At 57.9% G+C, this 19,743-nt stretch carries 17 protein-coding genes; all 17 read left to right on the top strand.

Annotated elements, in window-relative coordinates:
- The first annotated feature begins 115 nt into the window (after nucleotides 1-115).
- The 17 genes from ilvI to ftsA all read left to right on the top strand — a co-directional run bounded on the left by ilvI (nucleotide 116) and on the right by ftsA (nucleotide 19,726).
- Nucleotides 116-1,840 carry an acetolactate synthase 3 large subunit gene (gene ilvI / locus H7R56_RS20575; protein WP_106925387.1) on the top strand — a complete coding sequence of 575 codons (1,725 nt, stop codon included), beginning with the start codon at nucleotides 116-118 and terminating at the stop codon, nucleotides 1,838-1,840.
- A 2-nt stretch (nucleotides 1,841-1,842) separates the two neighbouring features.
- Nucleotides 1,843-2,334 carry an acetolactate synthase small subunit gene (gene ilvN, locus H7R56_RS20570; protein WP_035893016.1) on the top strand — a complete coding sequence of 164 codons (492 nt, stop codon included), beginning with the start codon at nucleotides 1,843-1,845 and terminating at the stop codon, nucleotides 2,332-2,334.
- A 146-nt stretch (nucleotides 2,335-2,480) separates the two neighbouring features.
- Nucleotides 2,481-3,485 carry a catabolite repressor/activator gene (gene cra / locus H7R56_RS20565; protein ID WP_106925388.1) on the top strand — a complete coding sequence of 335 codons (1,005 nt, stop codon included), beginning with the start codon at nucleotides 2,481-2,483 and terminating at the stop codon, nucleotides 3,483-3,485.
- 599 nt (nucleotides 3,486-4,084) lie between these two features.
- Nucleotides 4,085-4,543, top strand: a complete 459-nt coding sequence (mraZ, locus tag H7R56_RS20560) for a division/cell wall cluster transcriptional repressor MraZ (RefSeq protein WP_106925390.1) — start codon at nucleotides 4,085-4,087, stop codon at nucleotides 4,541-4,543.
- A gap of 2 nt (nucleotides 4,544-4,545) precedes the next feature.
- Nucleotides 4,546-5,487, top strand: coding sequence for a 16S rRNA (cytosine(1402)-N(4))-methyltransferase RsmH (gene rsmH, locus H7R56_RS20555; protein ID WP_106925392.1), 942 nt, complete (start codon nucleotides 4,546-4,548; stop codon nucleotides 5,485-5,487).
- On the top strand, nucleotides 5,484-5,849 hold the full coding sequence (gene ftsL / locus H7R56_RS20550; RefSeq protein WP_035893020.1) for a cell division protein FtsL: 366 nt from the start codon (nucleotides 5,484-5,486) through the stop codon (nucleotides 5,847-5,849). The genes rsmH and ftsL overlap by 4 nt, the downstream gene beginning before the upstream one ends.
- 15 nt (nucleotides 5,850-5,864) lie before the next feature.
- Nucleotides 5,865-7,631 (top strand): peptidoglycan glycosyltransferase FtsI, encoded by a 1,767-nt coding sequence (locus H7R56_RS20545; protein WP_106925394.1) that lies wholly within the window; start codon nucleotides 5,865-5,867, stop codon nucleotides 7,629-7,631.
- Complete coding sequence (gene murE, locus H7R56_RS20540; protein ID WP_106925396.1) at nucleotides 7,618-9,105, top strand: UDP-N-acetylmuramoyl-L-alanyl-D-glutamate--2,6-diaminopimelate ligase; 1,488 nt, start codon at nucleotides 7,618-7,620, stop codon at nucleotides 9,103-9,105. Before H7R56_RS20545 ends, murE begins: the two co-directional genes overlap by 14 nt.
- The gene (gene murF / locus H7R56_RS20535) at nucleotides 9,102-10,460 is read left to right on the top strand and encodes a UDP-N-acetylmuramoyl-tripeptide--D-alanyl-D-alanine ligase (protein ID WP_106925398.1); all 1,359 of its coding nucleotides are present in this window, start codon (nucleotides 9,102-9,104) and stop codon (nucleotides 10,458-10,460) included. Before murE ends, murF begins: the two co-directional genes overlap by 4 nt.
- Nucleotides 10,454-11,536: a phospho-N-acetylmuramoyl-pentapeptide-transferase gene (gene mraY / locus H7R56_RS20530; RefSeq protein ID WP_106925400.1), complete on the top strand. Its 1,083-nt coding sequence runs from the start codon at nucleotides 10,454-10,456 to the stop codon at nucleotides 11,534-11,536. The genes murF and mraY overlap by 7 nt, the downstream gene beginning before the upstream one ends.
- 2 nt (nucleotides 11,537-11,538) lie before the next feature.
- Complete coding sequence (murD, locus tag H7R56_RS20525; protein ID WP_106925402.1) at nucleotides 11,539-12,855, top strand: UDP-N-acetylmuramoyl-L-alanine--D-glutamate ligase; 1,317 nt, start codon at nucleotides 11,539-11,541, stop codon at nucleotides 12,853-12,855.
- Nucleotides 12,855-14,126, top strand: a complete 1,272-nt coding sequence (gene ftsW / locus H7R56_RS20520; RefSeq protein ID WP_106925404.1) for a cell division protein FtsW — start codon at nucleotides 12,855-12,857, stop codon at nucleotides 14,124-14,126. The genes murD and ftsW overlap by 1 nt, the downstream gene beginning before the upstream one ends.
- On the top strand, nucleotides 14,123-15,190 hold the full coding sequence (gene murG / locus H7R56_RS20515; protein ID WP_106925406.1) for an undecaprenyldiphospho-muramoylpentapeptide beta-N-acetylglucosaminyltransferase: 1,068 nt from the start codon (nucleotides 14,123-14,125) through the stop codon (nucleotides 15,188-15,190). The genes ftsW and murG overlap by 4 nt, the downstream gene beginning before the upstream one ends.
- A 53-nt stretch (nucleotides 15,191-15,243) precedes the next feature.
- Nucleotides 15,244-16,719: a UDP-N-acetylmuramate--L-alanine ligase gene (gene murC, locus H7R56_RS20510; RefSeq protein WP_106925408.1), complete on the top strand. Its 1,476-nt coding sequence runs from the start codon at nucleotides 15,244-15,246 to the stop codon at nucleotides 16,717-16,719.
- Complete coding sequence (locus H7R56_RS20505) at nucleotides 16,712-17,632, top strand: D-alanine--D-alanine ligase (RefSeq protein WP_106925410.1); 921 nt, start codon at nucleotides 16,712-16,714, stop codon at nucleotides 17,630-17,632. The genes murC and H7R56_RS20505 overlap by 8 nt, the downstream gene beginning before the upstream one ends.
- A 1-nt stretch (nucleotide 17,633) precedes the next feature.
- Nucleotides 17,634-18,467, top strand: coding sequence for a cell division protein FtsQ (gene ftsQ / locus H7R56_RS20500; protein WP_106925412.1), 834 nt, complete (start codon nucleotides 17,634-17,636; stop codon nucleotides 18,465-18,467).
- Nucleotides 18,464-19,726, top strand: coding sequence for a cell division protein FtsA (gene ftsA, locus H7R56_RS20495; protein ID WP_035893041.1), 1,263 nt, complete (start codon nucleotides 18,464-18,466; stop codon nucleotides 19,724-19,726). Before ftsQ ends, ftsA begins: the two co-directional genes overlap by 4 nt.
- The last annotated feature ends 17 nt before the right edge of the window (nucleotides 19,727-19,743 follow it).

Genomic DNA, 19,743 nt, shown 5'->3' with positions numbered 1-19,743 from the left:
GTTATGTTAAGTCATGACCCAATTCAGCGTCGATGGATGGCAGACGCGCCGCCGACGCATGACCGCCGGGACAATGACGTCCCCGGTCATCAAGAAAAAAGCCGGGAGGCAAATCATGGAGATGTTGTCAGGAGCCGAGATGGTCGTCCGATCGTTAATCGATCAGGGCGTAAAGCAGGTGTTTGGCTATCCGGGGGGCGCGGTCCTCGATATATATGATGCGCTGCATACGGTCGGCGGCATTGACCACGTACTGGTCCGCCACGAGCAGGCGGCGGTACATATGGCTGACGGGCTGGCGCGTGCGACTGGTGAGGTTGGCGTCGTGCTGGTGACCTCGGGCCCGGGGGCGACCAACGCCATTACCGGGATTGCGACCGCTTATATGGATTCCATTCCTCTGGTGGTGATCTCCGGTCAGGTCGCGACCTCGCTGATTGGCTACGATGCCTTCCAGGAGTGCGACATGGTGGGGATCTCCCGGCCGGTCGTGAAGCACAGCTTTCTGGTGAAACAGACTGAGGATATTCCCGGCGTACTGAAGAAAGCGTTCTGGCTAGCGGCCAGCGGCCGCCCCGGACCGGTGGTGGTGGATCTGCCGAAAGATATTCTTAGCCCGGCGAACAAACTGCCGTACGTCTGGCCGGATGCGGTCAGCATGCGTTCTTATTACCCGACCACCACGGGGCATAAGGGGCAGATTAAGCGTGCGTTACAGACCCTGATTGCCGCGAAAAAACCGGTCGTTTATGTCGGCGGTGGAGTGGTGAACGCCGAGTGCCACGCGCAGCTGCGCACGCTGATTGAAAAGCTGAATCTTCCCGTCACCTCATCGCTGATGGGGCTAGGTGGCTTCCCGGCGACGCATCGCCAGGCGCTGGGGATGCTAGGGATGCATGGTACTTATGAAGCCAATATGACCATGCATCATTCCGACGTCATCTTTGCCGTCGGCGTGCGCTTTGACGATCGCACGACCAATAATCTGGCGAAGTACTGCCCGGATGCGACGGTGCTGCATATTGATATCGATCCAACGTCGATCTCGAAAACCGTTCCGGCGGACATTCCGATCGTGGGCGACGCGGGGCTGGTGCTCGATCAAATGCTGGAGCTGCTGGATCAAGAAAGCGCCGCGCAGCCGTTGGATGATATTCGCGACTGGTGGCAGCAGATTGAACAGTGGCGCGCCCGCCAGTGCCTGAAGTATGACGAAAAAAGTGAACAGATTAAGCCGCAGGCGGTCATTGAGGCCATCTGGAGGCTGACCCACGGCGATGCTTATGTGACCTCCGACGTTGGCCAGCATCAGATGTTCGCCGCGCTGTACTATCCGTTTGATAAACCACGCCGCTGGATCAACTCCGGTGGTCTGGGCACCATGGGCTTTGGCCTGCCCGCTGCGCTGGGCGTCAAAATGGCGTTTCCTGAGGAAACGGTGGTTTGCGTTACCGGCGACGGCAGTATTCAGATGAACATCCAGGAGCTGTCGACCGCACAGCAGTATCAACTGCCGGTGCTGGTGCTGAACCTGAACAACGGTTATCTGGGGATGGTCAAGCAATGGCAGGACATGATTTATTCTGGCCGCCACTCCCAATCTTATATGCAGTCGCTGCCGGACTTTGTCCGCCTGGCGGAAGCCTATGGCCACGTGGGTATCCGCATTACTCGCCCGGATGAGCTGGAAAGCAAGCTGAGCGAGGCGCTGGAACATGTGCGCAATAAACGCCTGGTGTTCGTTGACGTCGCCGTCGACGGTAGCGAGCACGTCTACCCCATGCATATTCGCGGTGGGGCAATGGACGAGATGTGGTTGAGCAAAACGGAGAGAACCTGATTATGCGCCGGATATTATCTGTACTGCTGGAAAACGAGTCCGGCGCGCTGTCGCGCGTCATTGGGCTTTTCTCTCAACGCGGCTACAACATTGAGAGCCTGACCGTGGCGCCGACCGACGACCCGACGCTGTCGCGAATGACCATTCAGACGGTTGGCGACGAGAAGACCATCGAACAGATCGAAAAGCAGCTGCATAAGCTGGTGGACGTGCTGCGGGTTAACGAGCTGGGGCAGGGGGCGCACGTTGAGCGCGAAATCATGCTGGTGAAAGTGCAGGCCAGCGGCTACGGCCGCGACGAGGTGAAACGCAACACGGAAATCTTCCGCGGGCAGATCATCGACGTCACGCCGTCGCTGTATACCGTCCAGCTGGCGGGCACCAGCGATAAGCTGGATGCGTTCCTCGCGTCGCTGCGCGATGTCGCCAGAATTGTTGAGGTTGCCCGCTCCGGGGTGGTCGGTCTGTCGCGCGGCGACAAGATTATGCGCTAGCCTGGATCTCATCGCTTTATCGTAGCCCGGCCAGACGTCGGGCTTTTTTTTGCGAAATCAGCAATAAGTGGGAACAAAAGCTATTGCCGATCGGATCATTCTGCGTTTAGATGTTACGGATTATACTTATAAAGCAAGGGGCAATTGTGAAACTGGATGAAATCGCCCGGCTTGCCGGTGTTTCCCGAACCACCGCCAGCTATGTGATTAACGGCAAAGCGAAGCAGTACCGCGTTAGCGACAAAACTGTTGAGAAAGTGATGGCCGTCGTGCGCGAGCATAACTACCATCCCAACGCGGTTGCCGCCGGGCTGCGTGCAGGACGCACGCGTTCTATCGGGCTTGTTATCCCGGATCTGGAAAATACCAGCTATACCCGCATCGCCAACTACCTCGAACGTCAGGCCCGCCAGCGTGGTTACCAGCTGCTGATTGCCTGTTCCGAAGATCAGCCGGATAACGAAATGCGCTGCATTGAGCATCTGCTGCAGCGCCAGGTGGACGCGATCATTGTTTCTACCTCGTTACCGCCGGAGCATCCGTTCTATCAGCGTTGGGCTAACGATTCGTTCCCGATTGTCGCGCTGGACCGTGCGCTGGACCGCGAACATTTCACCAGCGTCGTGGGGGCTGACCAGGACGATGCAGAAATGCTGGCTGCCGAACTGCGTACCTTCCCGGCGGAAACCGTGCTTTACCTTGGCGCACTGCCGGAGCTGTCGGTTAGCTACCTGCGTGAACAAGGCTTCCGTACGGCCTGGAAAGACGATCCGCGCGAAGTGCACTTCCTGTACGCCAACAGCTATGAGCGCGAAGCCGCAGCGCAGCTGTTTGAGAAATGGCTGGAAACGCACCCGATGCCGCAGGCGCTGTTTACCACATCGTTTGCGCTGCTGCAGGGCGTAATGGACGTTACGCTGCGCCGTGAAGGCAAGCTGCCGACCGATCTGGCGATCGCCACCTTCGGCGATAACGAATTGCTCGATTTCCTGCAGTGCCCGGTGCTGGCCGTGGCTCAGCGCCACCGCGACGTTGCCGAGCGCGTACTGGAGATTGTGCTGGCAAGCCTGGACGAGCCGCGTAAGCCAAAACCGGGTCTGAGCCGTATTCGTCGTAATCTCTACCGTCGCGGTAGTCTGAGTCGTCGATAATCTTCCTCGCGATAGGGGCGGCCAAAAAAAGTCGCCTTTATCGCCTAAAACATTATTCTGGTGTGGATATTCAGATAATTCCTCATTTTGATTAGCTTTCTATTTAATAACGCTCATTTCGTTTCCCTTTCCCGTTTATTATTGTGAACACAAAGTAAAAATATATTATTTGTGAATTATTTTGTTACATTCGCACTGCGGATTGCCGAAATAACAAACACTTCTTTAGCCCCCTACCAGAATGGGCGAGCTGTCGGGCTTGAATTCCTCTCCGGGGCGCGCCACGGGGGACTGTTAACGGGCCGCAGAATGTCCTAAAATGCCGCTCGCGTCGCAAACTGACACTTTATATATTCTTTTGATGATATTTAGTCGCGTTAACGTGATGTGAATCCCTTTGTATTTTTCTTGCGGGTATTCATGACGTTAATTTGCCTCGTCTGTTGGATAATTTTTAATCAGAGCTATTGTCGGCCTTAAATAGCGGTATTTTGGACTCTGTTGGCATTCATGCTGGCTTGACAAGCTTTTCCTCTGCTCCGTAAACTCCTTTGAGTGGGAATTTGTGGGTTAAAGTGGTAATAAGGGGTGAGGCTGGCATGTTCCGAGGGGCAACGTTAGTCAATCTCGACAGCAAAGGGCGTTTAGCCGTCCCTGTCCGATATCGGGACCTGCTGATCGAGAGCGCTACCGGTCAAATGGTTTGTACCATTGACATCCATCACCCCTGCCTGCTGCTTTATCCTCTGCCCGAATGGGAAATTATCGAGCAAAAGCTATCGCGTTTGTCGAGCATGAACCCGGTTGAGCGCCGCGTGCAGCGGCTGCTGTTAGGGCATGCCAGTGAATGTCAGATGGATAGCGCCGGGCGGTTATTGATCGCGCCGGTTTTACGGCAGCACGCCGGATTGACCAAAGAAGTGATGCTGGTCGGGCAGTTTAACAAGTTTGAACTGTGGGATGAGACGGCCTGGTATCAACGGGTCAAGGAAGATATCGACGCTGAGCAATCTGCTTCAGGGGCGCTGTCGGAGCGATTGCAGGATTTGTCCTTATAAATATGATGGAAAATTTTAAACACACTACGGTACTGCTGGACGAGGCGGTTAACGGCCTGAATATTCGCCCGGATGGTATCTATATTGATGGCACCTTTGGCCGCGGCGGACACTCGCGTCTGATCCTCTCGCAGCTTGGCGAGCAGGGGCGCCTGATCGCGATCGATCGCGATCCCGAGGCGATTGCGGTGGCAAAGACCATCGATGACCCTCGCTTTTCCATCGTTCATGGTCCTTTCTCTGCGCTGGCGGACTACGTCGCCGAGCGCGATCTCGTTGGCAAGATCGACGGTATCCTTCTCGATCTTGGCGTTTCTTCACCGCAGCTGGATGACGCTGAGCGCGGCTTTTCGTTTATGCGCGATGGCCCGCTGGACATGCGTATGGACCCGACTCGCGGTCAGTCTGCCGCCGAATGGCTGCAAACGGCAGAAGAGGCGGATATCGCCTGGGTGATTAAAACCTTTGGCGAAGAGCGCTTTGGTAAACGTATTGCCCGAGCCATCGTTGAACGCAACCGCGTTGAGCCGATGACCCGCACCAAAGAGCTGGCGGAAGTGATTTCCGCCGCCATGCCGGTGAAAGACAAATTCAAACACCCCGCAACCCGTACCTTCCAGGCGGTGCGCATTTGGGTGAACAGTGAGCTGGAGGAGATAGAGCAGGCGCTAAAAAGCTCGCTTGGCGTGCTGGCCCCGGGTGGCCGGCTGTCGATCATCAGCTTCCACTCGCTGGAAGACCGCATTGTGAAACGCTTTATGCGTGAACAGAGCCGCGGTCCGCAGGTTCCGGCGGGGATCCCGATGACCGAAGAGCAACTCAAGAAACTGGGTGGCCGTCATTTACGAGCGTTAGGCAAGTTGATGCCGGGCGAAGAAGAAGTGGCTGAGAACCCACGCGCCCGTAGTTCAGTTCTGCGTATTGCAGAGAGGACGAACGCATGATCGGCAGAGTGACAGAGGCCCTAAGCAAAGTCACCGGGTCGTTAGGAAATGGCGAACGTCATGCCTTGCCTGGCGTTATTCGCGACGACCTTTTGCAGTTCGGGAAACTGCCACTCTGTCTGTTCATTTGCATTATTGTTACGGCGGTGACGGTGGTGACGACGGCGCACCATACTCGCCTGTTAACGGCCCAACGAGAACAGTTGGTGCTGGAGCGTGATGCGTTGGACATCGAATGGCGCAACCTGATCCTCGAAGAGAATGCTCTCGGCGATCATAGCCGCGTCGAACGTATCGCTACAGAAAAGTTGCAGATGCAACATGTTGATCCATCAAAAGAAAACATTGTTGTTCAGAAATAAGGATTATTGCAACGCATGAAACCGGCGGCAAAAACGCTTAAGCCAAAACGTCAGGAAGAACAGGCCAACTTTATCAGTTGGCGTTTTGCGTTGCTCTGCGGCTGTATTTTTATGGCGCTCGCGTTTCTGCTCGGGCGCGCGGCCTGGTTGCAAATTATTGCGCCTGATAAGCTGGTACGCGAAGGCGACATGCGTTCCTTACGCGTTCAGCAGGTGTCAACTTCGCGCGGGATGATTACCGATCGCTCTGGCCGTCCGCTGGCGGTGAGCGTGCCGGTGAAAGCCATCTGGGCCGACCCGAAAGAGCTGCACGATGCGGGCGGCGTGGTGCTCAACAACCGCTGGAAGGCGCTGGCCGATGCGCTGAACATGCCGCTCGATCAGCTGGCAAACCGCATTAACACCAATCCGCGCATGCGCTTTATCTACCTGGCCCGTCAGGTTAACCCTGATATGGCTGACTACATCAAAAAACTTAAGCTGCCGGGGATTTATCTGCGTGAAGAGTCCCGTCGTTACTACCCGTCAGGGGAAGTGACTGCTCACCTTATTGGCTTTACTAACGTTGACAGCCAGGGGATTGAAGGGGTTGAGAAAAGCTTCGACAAGTGGTTAACCGGCCAGCCGGGCGAGCGCATCGTGCGTAAGGACCGCTATGGCCGGGTGATTGAAGATATCTCCTCCACCGACAGCCAGGCGGCGCACAACCTGGCGCTGAGCATTGATGAACGTCTGCAGGCGCTGGTCTACCGTGAACTGAACAACGCCGTGGCGTTTAACAAAGCGGAATCCGGCAGCGCCGTGCTGGTCGACGTAAGCACCGGTGAAGTGCTGGCGATGGCCAACAGCCCGTCCTACAACCCGAACAACTTTACCGGCACGGCCAAAGACACCATGCGTAACCGGGCGATCACCGACGTGTTTGAACCGGGTTCGACGGTGAAACCGATGGTGGTGATGACCGCGCTACAACGCGGCGTGGTGCGCGAAAATACCGTGCTGAATACCATTCCCTACCGAATTAACGGCCACGAAATCAAAGATGTGGCGCGCTACAGCGAATTGACCCTGACCGGGGTACTACAGAAGTCGAGTAACGTCGGTGTTTCCAAGCTGGCGTTAGCGATGCCGTCCTCAGCGTTAGTAGAGACTTACTCACGTTTTGGGCTGGGAAAAGCGACCAATTTGGGGTTGGTCGGAGAACGCAGTGGCTTATATCCTCAAAAACAACGGTGGTCTGACATAGAGAGGGCCACCTTCTCTTTCGGCTACGGGCTAATGGTAACGCCGTTACAGTTAGCGCGAGTCTACGCAACGATTGGCAGCTATGGCATTTATCGCCCACTGTCGATAACCAAAGTTGACCCGCCGGTTCCCGGCGAACGCGTCTTCCCGGAGTCTATCGTCCGCACCGTGGTGCATATGATGGAAAGCGTAGCGCTGCCCGGTGGCGGCGGCGTGAAGGCGGCGATCAAAGGCTACCGTATTGCGATTAAAACCGGTACGGCGAAAAAGGTCGGCCCGGACGGGCGCTACATCAACAAATACATTGCTTACACCGCGGGCGTTGCGCCAGCCAGCCAGCCGCGCTTTGCGCTGGTGGTGGTCATCAACGATCCGCAGGCGGGTAAATACTACGGTGGCGCCGTTTCCGCGCCGGTGTTTGGTGCCATCATGGGCGGCGTACTGCGCACGATGAACATTGAACCGGATGCGCTGGCAACGGGCGATAAGAGTGAATTTGTGACAAATCAAGGCGAGGGTTCAGGTGGCAGATCGTAATTTGCGCGACCTTCTTGCTCCGTGGGTGCCGAATGCACCGGAGCGAGCACTGCGAGAGATGACGCTCGACAGCCGTGTGGCTGCATCGGGCGATCTGTTCGTGGCAGTAGTAGGTCATCAGGCGGACGGGCGTCGTTATATCCCGCAGGCAATTGCGCAAGGTGTTGCTGCCATTGTCGCCGAGGCAAAAGATGAAGCGACCGACGGTGAAATTCGTGAAGTTCACGGCGTGCCGGTTATTTACCTCAGTCAGTTAAACGAACGTCTGTCGGCGCTGGCCGGGCGTTTTTACCATGAGCCGTCCGAACGCCTGCATCTGGTTGGCGTGACCGGCACTAACGGCAAAACCACCACCACGCAGCTGATTGCGCAGTGGTGCCAGCTGCTGGGCGAAACCAGCGCGGTGATGGGCACCATAGGCAACGGCCTGCTGGGGAAAGTGATCCCGACGGAAAACACCACCGGTTCTGCCGTTGATGTCCAGCACGTGCTCGCAGGCCTGGTGGCTGAAGGCGCGACGATGGCGGCGATGGAAGTCTCTTCCCACGGCCTGGTGCAGCACCGCGTCGCGGCGCTCAAGTTTGCCGCCTCGGTCTTCACCAACCTGAGCCGCGATCACCTGGATTACCATGGCGATATGGAGCACTACGAAGCGGCGAAATGGCTGCTCTACTCCACTCACCACTGCGGTCAGGCGATTGTGAACGCCGATGACGAAGTGGGCCGTCGCTGGCTTGGCCGACTGCCGGATGCGGTGGCGGTGTCCATGGAAGACCATATCAACCCGAACTGCCACGGCCGCTGGCTGAAAGCCACTGCCGTTAACTATCACGACAGCGGCGCCACGATTCGCTTCGACTCCAGCTGGGGTGAAGGCGAGATCGAAAGCCGCCTGATGGGCGCCTTTAACGTCAGCAACCTGCTGCTGGCGCTGGCAACGCTGCTGGCGCTGGACTATTCGCTCAGCGATCTGTTGAACACCGCGGCCCGCTTACAGCCGGTCTGCGGCCGAATGGAAGTGTTCAGCGCGCCGGGCAAACCGACGGTGGTGGTCGATTACGCCCATACGCCGGATGCGCTGGAAAAAGCGCTGCAGGCCGCACGTCTGCACTGTACGGGCACGCTGTGGTGCGTCTTTGGCTGCGGCGGTGACCGTGATAAAGGCAAGCGTCCGCTGATGGGCGCGATCGCCGAAGAATTCGCCGATATTGCCGTTGTCACCGATGACAACCCGCGTACCGAAGAGCCGCGCGCCATTATCAACGACATTCTGGCCGGGATGGTCGATGCCGGGCATGCGAAGGTGATGGAAGGCCGCGCGGAAGCGGTCACCAGCGCCATCATGCAGGCGCAAGAAAATGACGTGGTGCTGCTGGCTGGCAAGGGCCATGAAGATTATCAGATTGTCGGTAATCGCCGTCTGGATTACTCCGACCGCGTGACCGCAGCGCGTCTGCTGGGAGTCGTAGCATGATTAGCGTTACCTTGAGTCAGTTGGCCGACACGCTGCGCGGCGAACTGCACGGCGACGATCGCCAGATTACCGACGTTACTACCGACACCCGCAAATTAACCGCAGGCTGCCTGTTTGTGGCGCTAAAGGGTGAGCGTTTTGACGCGCATGATTTTGCGCAAACGGCAAAAGACGGCGGCGCAGGCGCGCTGCTGGTCAGCCGTAAGCTGGACATCGACCTTCCGCAGCTGGTGGTGAGCGATACCCGCCAGGCGTTTGGTGAGCTGGCAGCCTGGGTTCGCCAGCAGGTACCGGCGCGCGTGGTCGCGCTGACCGGCTCCTCCGGTAAAACCTCGGTCAAAGAGATGACCGCTGCCATTTTGAGCCAGTGCGGCAACACGCTGTATACCGCGGGCAATCTAAATAATGACATCGGCGTGCCGATGACACTACTGCGCCTGACCGCAGAGCATCAGTATGCGGTGATTGAGTTAGGCGCTAACCATCAGGGCGAAATCGCCTGGACCGTGAGCCTGACCCGCCCGGAAGCGGCGCTGGTCAATAACCTGGCGGCCGCGCATTTAGAAGGCTTTGGTTCACTGGCGGGCGTGGCGAAAGCCAAAGGCGAAATTTTTACCGGCCTATCGGAAAACGGCATTGCGATTCTCAACGCCGACAACAACGACTGGCCTAACTGGCAGAAGGCGATCGGCGATCGCACCGTATGGCGCTTCTCGCCAAATACGGCGGGCAGCGACTTTGGCGCTGAAAACGTGCGTATTACCGCTCAGGGCACCGAATTTACTCTGCGTACGCCGAAGGGCAGCGTAGAGGTCCTGCTGCCGCTGCCGGGTCGGCATAATATCGCCAATGCGCTGGCGGCTACCGCGCTGTCGACGGCGGTGGGTGCAGAATTAAGCGCGGTGAAAGCCGGTCTGGCGCAGCTGAAAGCGGTGCCGGGGCGTCTGTTCCCGATTCAGTTGGCAGACAACCAGCTGCTGCTGGACGACTCCTATAACGCCAACGTCGGTTCGATGACGGCCGCCGTGCAGGTGCTGGCTGAAATGCCGGGCTACCGCGTGCTGGTGGTAGGCGATATGGGTGAGCTGGGTGTTGAGAGCGAAGCCTGTCACACCCAGGTTGGCGAGGCGGCCAAAACCGCCGGTATTGACCGCGTGCTGAGCGTTGGCAAATTAAGCCAGGCGATCAGCGAGGCGAGCGGGGCAGGGGAGCACTTCACCGAGAAATCGGCAGTGGTTGCGCGTCTGAAATCGCTGATTAATGAACATAAAACGATCACCATTCTGGTGAAAGGATCACGCAGTGCCGCCATGGAACAGGTCGTACGCGCTTTACAGGAGAACGGGACATGTTAGTGTGGCTGGCCGAACATCTGGTCAAATATTATTCCGGCTTTAACGTCTTTTCCTATCTGACGTTTCGCGCCATCGTCAGCCTGCTGACCGCGCTGTTCATCTCTTTGTGGATGGGCCCGCGCATGATTGCCCGCTTACAAAAAATGTCCTTCGGCCAGGTTGTTCGTAACGACGGTCCGGAATCGCACTTTAGCAAGCGCGGTACTCCCACCATGGGCGGGATCATGATCCTGACCGCGATTACGGTTTCCGTACTGCTGTGGGCCTATCCGTCTAACCCGTACGTTTGGTGCGTGCTGACGGTGCTTATCGGCTACGGCATTATCGGTTTTGTCGATGACTACCGCAAAGTGGTGCGTAAAGACACTAAGGGCCTGATCGCCCGCTGGAAATATTTCTGGATGTCGGTGATTGCGCTGGGCGTGGCCTTTGCGCTGTACCTGGCCGGTAAAGATACGCCGGCGACCGAGCTGGTGGTGCCGTTCTTTAAAGACGTGATGCCGCAGCTGGGCCTGTTCTACATCCTGCTGGCCTACTTCGTCATCGTGGGTACCGGCAACGCGGTCAACCTGACCGACGGTCTTGATGGCCTAGCGATTATGCCGACCGTATTCGTGGCGGCGGGCTTTGCGCTGGTGGCGTGGGCGACCGGTAACATGAACTTTGCCAGCTATCTGCACATCCCTTATCTGCGTCACGCGGGTGAGCTGGTGATCGTCTGTACGGCGATCGTCGGCGCGGGCTTAGGCTTCCTGTGGTTCAACACCTATCCGGCGCAGGTCTTTATGGGCGACGTCGGTTCACTGGCGCTGGGCGGCGCGCTGGGCATTATTGCCGTGCTGCTGCGCCAGGAGTTCCTGCTGGTGATCATGGGCGGCGTCTTCGTGGTGGAAACCCTGTCGGTGATTCTGCAGGTCGGTTCCTTCAAGCTGCGCGGTCAGCGCATCTTCCGAATGGCGCCAATTCACCACCACTATGAACTCAAAGGCTGGCCGGAACCGCGCGTTATCGTGCGCTTCTGGATTATTTCGCTGATGCTGGTGCTGATTGGCCTGGCAACGCTGAAGGTACGTTAATCATGGCAGATTACCAGGGTAAAAACGTCGTCATCATTGGTCTTGGACTGACCGGGCTGTCCTGCGTGGATTTCTTCCTCGCGCAGAGCGTCACGCCGCGCGTAATGGATACCCGAGCGACGCCGCCCGGTCTGGATAAACTGCCGGAATCGGTCGAGCGGTATGTTGGCGGTCTGAACGAAGACTGGCTGATGGCAGCCGACCTGATCGTTGCCAGCCCTGGTATCGCGCTGGCGCATCCGGCGCTGAGTCGGGCCGCGGATGCCGGGATTGAAATCGTTGGCGATATCGAACTGTTTTGCCGTGAAGCACAGGCGCCGATTGTTGCCATCACCGGTTCCAACGGGAAAAGCACCGTTACCACGCTGGTGGGTGAAATGGCAAAAGCGGCGGGCGTTAACGTCGGCGTCGGCGGGAATATCGGCCTGCCTGCGCTGATGCTGCTCGATCCGTCCCGCGAGCTGTACGTGCTTGAGCTTTCCAGCTTCCAGCTGGAAACCACCTCCAGTCTGCACGCGGTGGCGGCAACCATTCTCAACGTGACCGAAGATCACATGGACCGCTACCCGCTGGGTATGCAGCAGTATCGCGCTGCGAAGCTGCGGGTGTATGAACATGCCAACGTGTGCGTGGTGAATGCCGACGATGGCCTGACCATGCCGGTGCGCGGTGCCGATGAACGCTGCGTGAGCTTTGGCGTTGACGTTGGCGACTATCACCTTAACCGCCAGCAGGGCGAAACCTGGCTGCGCGTGAAGGGCGAAAAGGTCCTCAACGTGAAAGAAATGCCGCTAACCGGGCAGCATAACTACAGCAATGCCCTGGCGGCGCTGGCGCTGGCGGATGCCGCCGGTCTGCCGCGTGCAACCAGCCTCAAAGCGCTGACCACCTTTACCGGCCTGGCCCATCGTTTCCAGATTGTGCTGGATCATAACGGTGTGCGCTGGATTAACGATTCAAAAGCGACCAACGTCGGCAGTACCGAAGCGGCCTTAAATGGCCTGCACGTTGCCGGGACGCTTTACCTGCTGCTGGGCGGCGACGGTAAATCGGCCGACTTTATGCCGCTGCAGCGCTACCTCACCGGCGACAATATTCGTCTGTTCTGCTTTGGCCGCGACGGCGGCGAGCTGGCCGCACTGCGTCCGGAAATCGCCACCCAGACGGAAACGATGGAGCAGGCAATGCGCCTGATTGCGCCGCAGGTCAAAGCGGGCGATATGGTGCTGCTGTCGCCCGCGTGCGCCAGCCTCGATCAGTTTAAGAGTTTTGAGCAGCGCGGCGACGTGTTTGCTCGTCTTGCCAGGGAGTTAGGTTGATGCGTTTGTCTCTCCCGCGCCTGAGACTGCCGCGGCTACGCCTGCCGCGTGTGCCGGGTATGCGCGCGTTCGCGTGGCTATTCGGCTGGATGTTCGCGGCGCTGAAGGGCTGGGTGATGGGCTCCCGGGAGAAAGATACCGACAGCCTGATTATGTACGACCGCACGCTGCTGTGGCTGACGCTTGGCCTGGCGGCGATTGGTTTCATTATGGTGACCTCGGCGTCGATGCCGGTGGGCCAGCGTCTGGCGAACGACCCGTTCCTGTTCGCTAAGCGTGACGGCCTTTATATTCTGCTGGCGTTTGTGCTGGCGCTGGTGACGCTGCGACTGCCGATGTCGTTCTGGCAGAAGCACAGTACGTTCATGCTGATCGCCTCTATCGGGATGCTGCTGATTGTACTGGTGGTGGGGAGCTCGGTTAACGGGGCATCGCGCTGGATTGCCTTTGGCCCGCTGCGTATTCAGCCTGCCGAGCTGACCAAGCTGTCGCTGTTCTGCTATATCGCCAACTATCTGGTGCGTAAAGCTGACGAGGTGCGCAACAACCTGCGCGGCTTCTTAAAGCCAATGGGCGTGATTTTCGTACTGGCGATTTTACTGCTGGCGCAGCCTGACCTGGGTACCGTGGTGGTGCTGTTTGTGACCACCCTGGCGATGCTGTTCCTGGCGGGCGCCAAGCTGTGGCAGTTCATCGCCATCATCGGCATGGGGATCTCCGCGGTCGTACTGCTGATCCTCGCCGAACCGTATCGTATTCGCCGTGTGACCTCCTTCTGGAACCCGTGGGAAGACCCGTTCGGCAGCGGCTACCAGCTGACTCAATCCCTGATGGCCTTCGGCCGTGGCGAGATGTGGGGGCAGGGGTTAGGTAACTCGGTACAGAAACTGGAGTACCTGCCTGAGGCGCACACCGACTTCATCTTCGCCATCATCGGCGAGGAATTGGGTTATATCGGTGTGGTACTGGCACTTTTAATGGTATTCTTCGTCGCTTTCCGCGCCATGTCCATCGGTCGCAAAGCGCTGGAGATTAACCAACGTTTTTCTGGCTTCCTGGCTTGCGCAATCGGCGTATGGTTCAGTTTCCAGGCGTTGGTGAACGTAGGGGCGGCGGCCGGTATGCTGCCGACGAAAGGCCTGACGCTGCCTCTGATCAGCTACGGCGGCTCCAGTCTTCTGATTATGTCGACTGCCATTATGTTCTTGTTACGAATTGATTATGAAACTCGCCTGGAGAAAGCACAGGCGTTTACCCGAGGTTCTCGATGAGCGGTCAAACAAAGCGGCTAATGGTGATGGCGGGCGGTACCGGCGGACACGTGTTCCCCGGGCTGGCGGTTGCGCACCATTTAATGGATCAGGGCTGGCAGGTTCGCTGGCTGGGAACCGCCGATCGTATGGAAGCCGACCTCGTACCGAAGCACGGCATTGAGATTGATTTTATCCATATTTCCGGGCTGCGCGGTAAAGGCCTGAAGGCCCTGCTGCTGGCGCCGATGCGTATCTTCAACGCCTGGCGCCAGGCGCGGGCTATCATGAAGCGCTTTAAGCCGGACGTGGTGCTGGGCATGGGCGGCTATGTATCCGGCCCAGGCGGTCTGGCTGCGTGGTCGCTGGGCATCCCGGTGGTCCTGCACGAACAGAACGGTATTGCCGGGCTGACGAACAAATGGCTGGCGAAAATTGCCAGCAAAGTGATGCAAGCTTTCCCTGGGGCATTCCCGGATGCCGAAGTGGTAGGTAACCCGGTACGCGTTGACGTACTGGCGCTGCCGCTGCCGGAGCAGCGCCTGGTGGGCCGCGAGGGTCCGATCCGCGTTCTGGTGGTTGGCGGCTCTCAGGGCGCGCGCATCCTGAATCAGACCATGCCGCAGGTGGCGCAGCGTCTGGGCGATGCGGTCACCCTCTGGCATCAGAGCGGCAAGGGCGCTCAGCAGACCGTTGAGCAGGCTTACGTCGATGCCGGTCAGCCGCAGCACAAAGTGACTGAATTTATTGACGACATGGCGGCTGCGTACGCGTGGGCCGACGTGGTGGTGTGCCGTTCCGGCGCGCTGACGGTCAGCGAAATCGCGGCAGCCGGTCTGCCGGCCATTTTCGTCCCGTTCCAGCATAAAGACCGCCAGCAGTACTGGAATGCGCTGCCGCTGGAAAAAGCCGGCGCGGCGAAGATCTACGAGCAGCCGCAGTTCACGGCGCAAGCGGTGGCCGAGACCCTGGCAAGCTGGGATCGCACCACCTTATTAGAGATGGCCGAACGCGCGCGCGCGGCGGCTATCCCGGATGCTACCGAGCGGGTAGCAAAAGAAGTCAGCCTGGCAGCAAAGGCTTAATCATCGCGGCGCAATGGCGTCGCCCGAATTTTTGAAGTGATGGCGTTTAGAGAATGAATACACAACAACTGGCGAAACTGCGTTCTATCGTGCCCGAGATGCGTCGCGTCCGGCACATTCACTTTGTTGGCATCGGCGGCGCCGGTATGGGCGGTATTGCCGAAGTACTGGCCAACGAAGGGTATCAGATCAGCGGTTCCGACCTGGCGCCGAACCCGGTGACCCAGCAGTTGAGTAAACTGGGCGCCACCATTTATTTCAACCATCGCCCGGAAAACGTGCGCGATGCGAGTGTTGTTGTGGTGTCAACGGCGATCTCTGCCGATAACCCTGAGATTGTGGCGGCTCGTGAGTCACGTATTCCGGTGATTCGCCGCGCCGAGATGCTGGCGGAGCTGATGCGTTTTCGTCACGGCATCGCGATTGCCGGGACGCACGGTAAAACCACCACCACCGCAATGGTAGCGAGCATTTATGCGGAAGCCGGGCTGGACCCGACCTTCGTTAACGGCGGTCTGGTGAAAGCGGCGGGCGTGCACGCGCGCCTGGGCAATAGCCGTTACCTGATTGCGGAAGCGGATGAGAGCGATGCGTCGTTCCTGCATTTGCAGCCGATGGTGGCCATTGTCACCAATATTGAAGCCGACCATATGGATACCTACCAGGGCGACTTCGAAAATTTAAAGCAGACGTTTATTAACTTCCTGCACAACCTGCCGTTTTATGGCCGCGCGGTGATGTGCGTAGACGACCCGGTGATTCGCGAACTGCTGCCGCGCGTGGGCCGTCAGACGACGACCTATGGCTTCAGCGATGACGCCGACGTGCGCGTTGAAGGTTACCAGCAGATTGGCCCACAGGGGCACTTCACGCTGGTGCGTCAGGATAAAGACAACCTGCGTGTAACGCTCAACGCCCCGGGGCGCCATAACGCCCTGAATGCGGCGGCGGCGGTTGCGGTAGCCACCGAAGAGGGTATCGAAGACGATGCGATTCTGCGCGCGCTGGAAAGTTTCCAGGGTACCGGTCGCCGCTTTGATTTCCTCGGTGAATTCCCGCTGGCGGAAGTCAACGGCAAAGAAGGTTCAGCCATGCTGGTGGATGACTATGGTCATCACCCGACGGAAGTGGATGCGACGATTAAAGCCGCGCGCGCTGGCTGGCCGGATAAAAAACTGGTGATGGTATTCCAGCCGCACCGTTATACCCGTACGCGCGACCTGTACGATGATTTCGCGCACGTATTGACCCAGGTTGACGCGCTGCTGATGCTCGATGTTTACCCGGCGGGTGAAGCGCCGATTCCGGGGGCCGACAGCCGCTCGCTGTGTCGTACCATCCGCGGGCGCGGCAAAGTGGACCCGATTCTGGTCTCCGATCCGGCTCAGGTTGCGGAAATGCTGGCTTCTGTGCTGACGGGTAATGATCTCGTGCTAATTCAAGGCGCGGGAAATATTGGTAAAATCGCGCGTAACTTAGCTGAAATCAAACTGAAGCCGCAAACTCAGGAGGAACCGCGCCATGGCTGATAAAATCGCGGTTCTTCTCGGCGGGACCTCCGCCGAGCGCGAGGTATCGCTGAATTCCGGCGCGGCGGTGCTGGCGGGGCTGCGCGAGTCTGGCGTCGATGCTCATGCGGTTGACCCAAAAGAGACCGATGTTACCCAGTTGAAAAACATGGGTTTTCAGAAAGTGTTTATTGCGCTGCACGGCCGCGGCGGGGAAGATGGCACGCTGCAGGGTCTGCTGGATCTGCTTCAGCTGCCTTATACCGGCAGCGGGGTGATGGCATCGGCTATCTCCATGGACAAATTGCGCAGCAAATTGCTGTGGCAGGGCGCCGGGCTGCCGGTTGCTCCGTGGGTGGCCGTTGACCGCGCGGCGTTTGAAAACGGGCTGTCGGATGAGGTGCTCACGCAGCTCGCCGGGCTGGGGTTGCCGCTGATCGTCAAGCCCAGCCGCGAAGGTTCCAGCGTCGGCATGTCGAAAGTGACCGAGAGTGCGCAGCTGGCGCCGGCATTAGCGCAGGCGTTTCAACATGATGACGAAGTTCTGGTAGAAAAATGGCTCAGTGGGCCTGAGTTTACGGTGGCGGTGCTCGGTGAAGAAATTTTACCGTCAGTTCGCATCCAACCAGCCGGAACCTTCTATGATTATGAGGCGAAGTATCTCTCTGATGAGACGAAATATTTCTGCCCTGGCTGTGAGGAACCTGCCCAGGAAGCCGCAATGCAATCTCTGGTGCTGAAAGCCTGGAAAGTGTTAGGTTGCCAGGGGTGGGGGCGGATTGATGTCATGCAGGACAGTGACGGGCAGTATTATCTACTGGAAGCGAACACGTCTCCGGGGATGACCAGCCACAGTCTGGTGCCGATGGCGGCGCGACAGGCGGGAATCAGTTTCTCGCAGCTGGTAGTACGAATTCTGGACCTGGCGGGGTGATATGTCGCAGGCTGCGCTGAATACGCGGAACCGTGAAGAAGAAGAGTATGCCGCTTCACGGCGCAATAATGGAACGCGTTTAGCGGGGATCCTGTTCCTGCTGGCGGTGCTGTGTACCGTGTTTGTGAGCGGCTGGGTCGTGCTGGGCTGGATGGAAGATGCGCAACGTTTGCCCATCTCAAAACTGGTGGTGACCGGCGAGCGCCACTACACGCGTAACGATGATATTCGTCAGTCCATCCTGGCGCTGGGATCGCCGGGAACCTTTATGACTCAGGACGTGAATATCGTTCAGGGCCAGATTGAACGCCTGCCGTGGATTAAGCAGGCAAGCGTAAGAAAGCAGTGGCCGGACGAATTGAAGATTCATCTGGTTGAATATGTGCCAATTGCGCGTTGGAATGATCAGCACATGGTAGATGCAGAAGGCACGGCCTTCAGCGTCCCGGCCGATCGCACCAGCAAGCAGAATTTGCCTATGCTCTATGGCCCGGAAGGCAGCGCAAGCGAAGTCTTGCAGGGCTATCACGACATGGGAGCGGTGCTCGCGAAAGGGAAGTTCACGTTAAAGGTTGCGGCGATGACCGCGCGCCGTTCGTGGCAGCTGACGCTTGATAACGGTATCAAGCTGAATCTGGGGCGGGGCGATACGATGAAGCGGCTGGCGCGTTTCCTGGAACTGTATCCGGTTCTGGAACAGCAGGCGCAAACAGAGGGTAATCGGATTAGCTATGTTGATTTGCGTTATGACTCGGGGGCGGCAGTAGGCTGGGAACCTGCTCCTGCGGCGGATACTAATCAACAACAGAATCAGGCACAGGCAGAACAACAATGATCAAGGCGACGGACAGAAAACTGGTAGTTGGACTGGAGATTGGCACTGCAAAAGTGGCCGCTTTAGTAGGGGAAGTTCTGCCCGACGGAGTGATTAATATCATTGGGGTCGGCAGTTGCCCATCCCGGGGTATGGATAAAGGCGGAGTTAACGACCTGGAATCGGTAGTAAAATGCGTACAGCGCGCTATCGATCAGGCTGAGCTGATGGCGGATTGCCAGATCTCTTCTGTATATCTGGCGCTTTCCGGCAAACACATTAGCTGTCAAAATGAAATTGGTATGGTGCCCATCTCTGAAGAAGAGGTGACGCTGGAAGACGTTGAGAACGTGGTGCACACGGCGAAGTCGGTTCGCGTGCGCGATGAACATCGTGTTCTGCACGTGATTCCGCAGGAATACGCCATTGATTACCAGGAAGGGATCAAGAACCCGGTCGGCTTGTCCGGCGTGCGTATGCAGGCCAAGGTACATTTGATTACCTGCCACAACGATATGGCGAAGAATATCGTCAAAGCGGTAGAGCGCTGTGGGCTGAAGGTCGATCAGCTGATTTTCGCCGGGCTGGCGTCAAGTTATTCCGTATTGACGGAAGACGAACGTGAGCTGGGCGTCTGTGTCGTGGATATCGGTGGCGGTACAATGGATATCGCCGTGTATACTGGCGGCGCGCTGCGCCACACGAAAGTGATCCCGTATGCGGGTAACGTGGTGACCAGCGATATCGCTTATGCATTCGGCACGCCGCCGAGCGACGCCGAAGCGATTAAAGTGCGCCACGGCTGCGCGCTGGGCTCGATTGTGGGCAAAGATGAGAGCGTTGAAGTGCCGAGCGTGGGCGGACGTCCGCCGCGCAGTCTGCAGCGCCAGACATTGGCAGAGGTCATTGAGCCGCGTTATACCGAGCTGCTGAACCTCGTCAATGAAGAGATTTTACAGTTACAGGAACAGCTTCGTCAGCAGGGGGTTAAACATCACCTCGCGGCGGGGATTGTGTTGACCGGTGGCGCAGCGCAGATTGAAGGTTTAGCCGCCTGCGCGCAGCGCGTGTTCCATACGCAGGTGCGTATTGGTGCGCCGCTGAACATTACCGGTCTGACAGACTATGCCCAGGAGCCGTATTATTCAACGGCGGTGGGCCTGCTGCACTATGGGAAAGAGTCCCATCTGAGCGGTGAAGCAGAAGTAGAAAAGCGCGTCACGGCATCGGTCGGATCGTGGATCAAACGACTGAATAGCTGGTTACGCAAAGAGTTTTAATTTTTAAAGAGACCGAC

Source organism: Klebsiella sp. WP3-W18-ESBL-02, from assembly GCF_014168815.1.
Lineage (GTDB): Bacteria > Pseudomonadota > Gammaproteobacteria > Enterobacterales > Enterobacteriaceae > Kluyvera > Kluyvera ascorbata_B.
The sequence above is the reverse complement of the archived record's forward strand: the minus strand, read 5'-3'. Positions and strand labels throughout refer to the sequence as shown.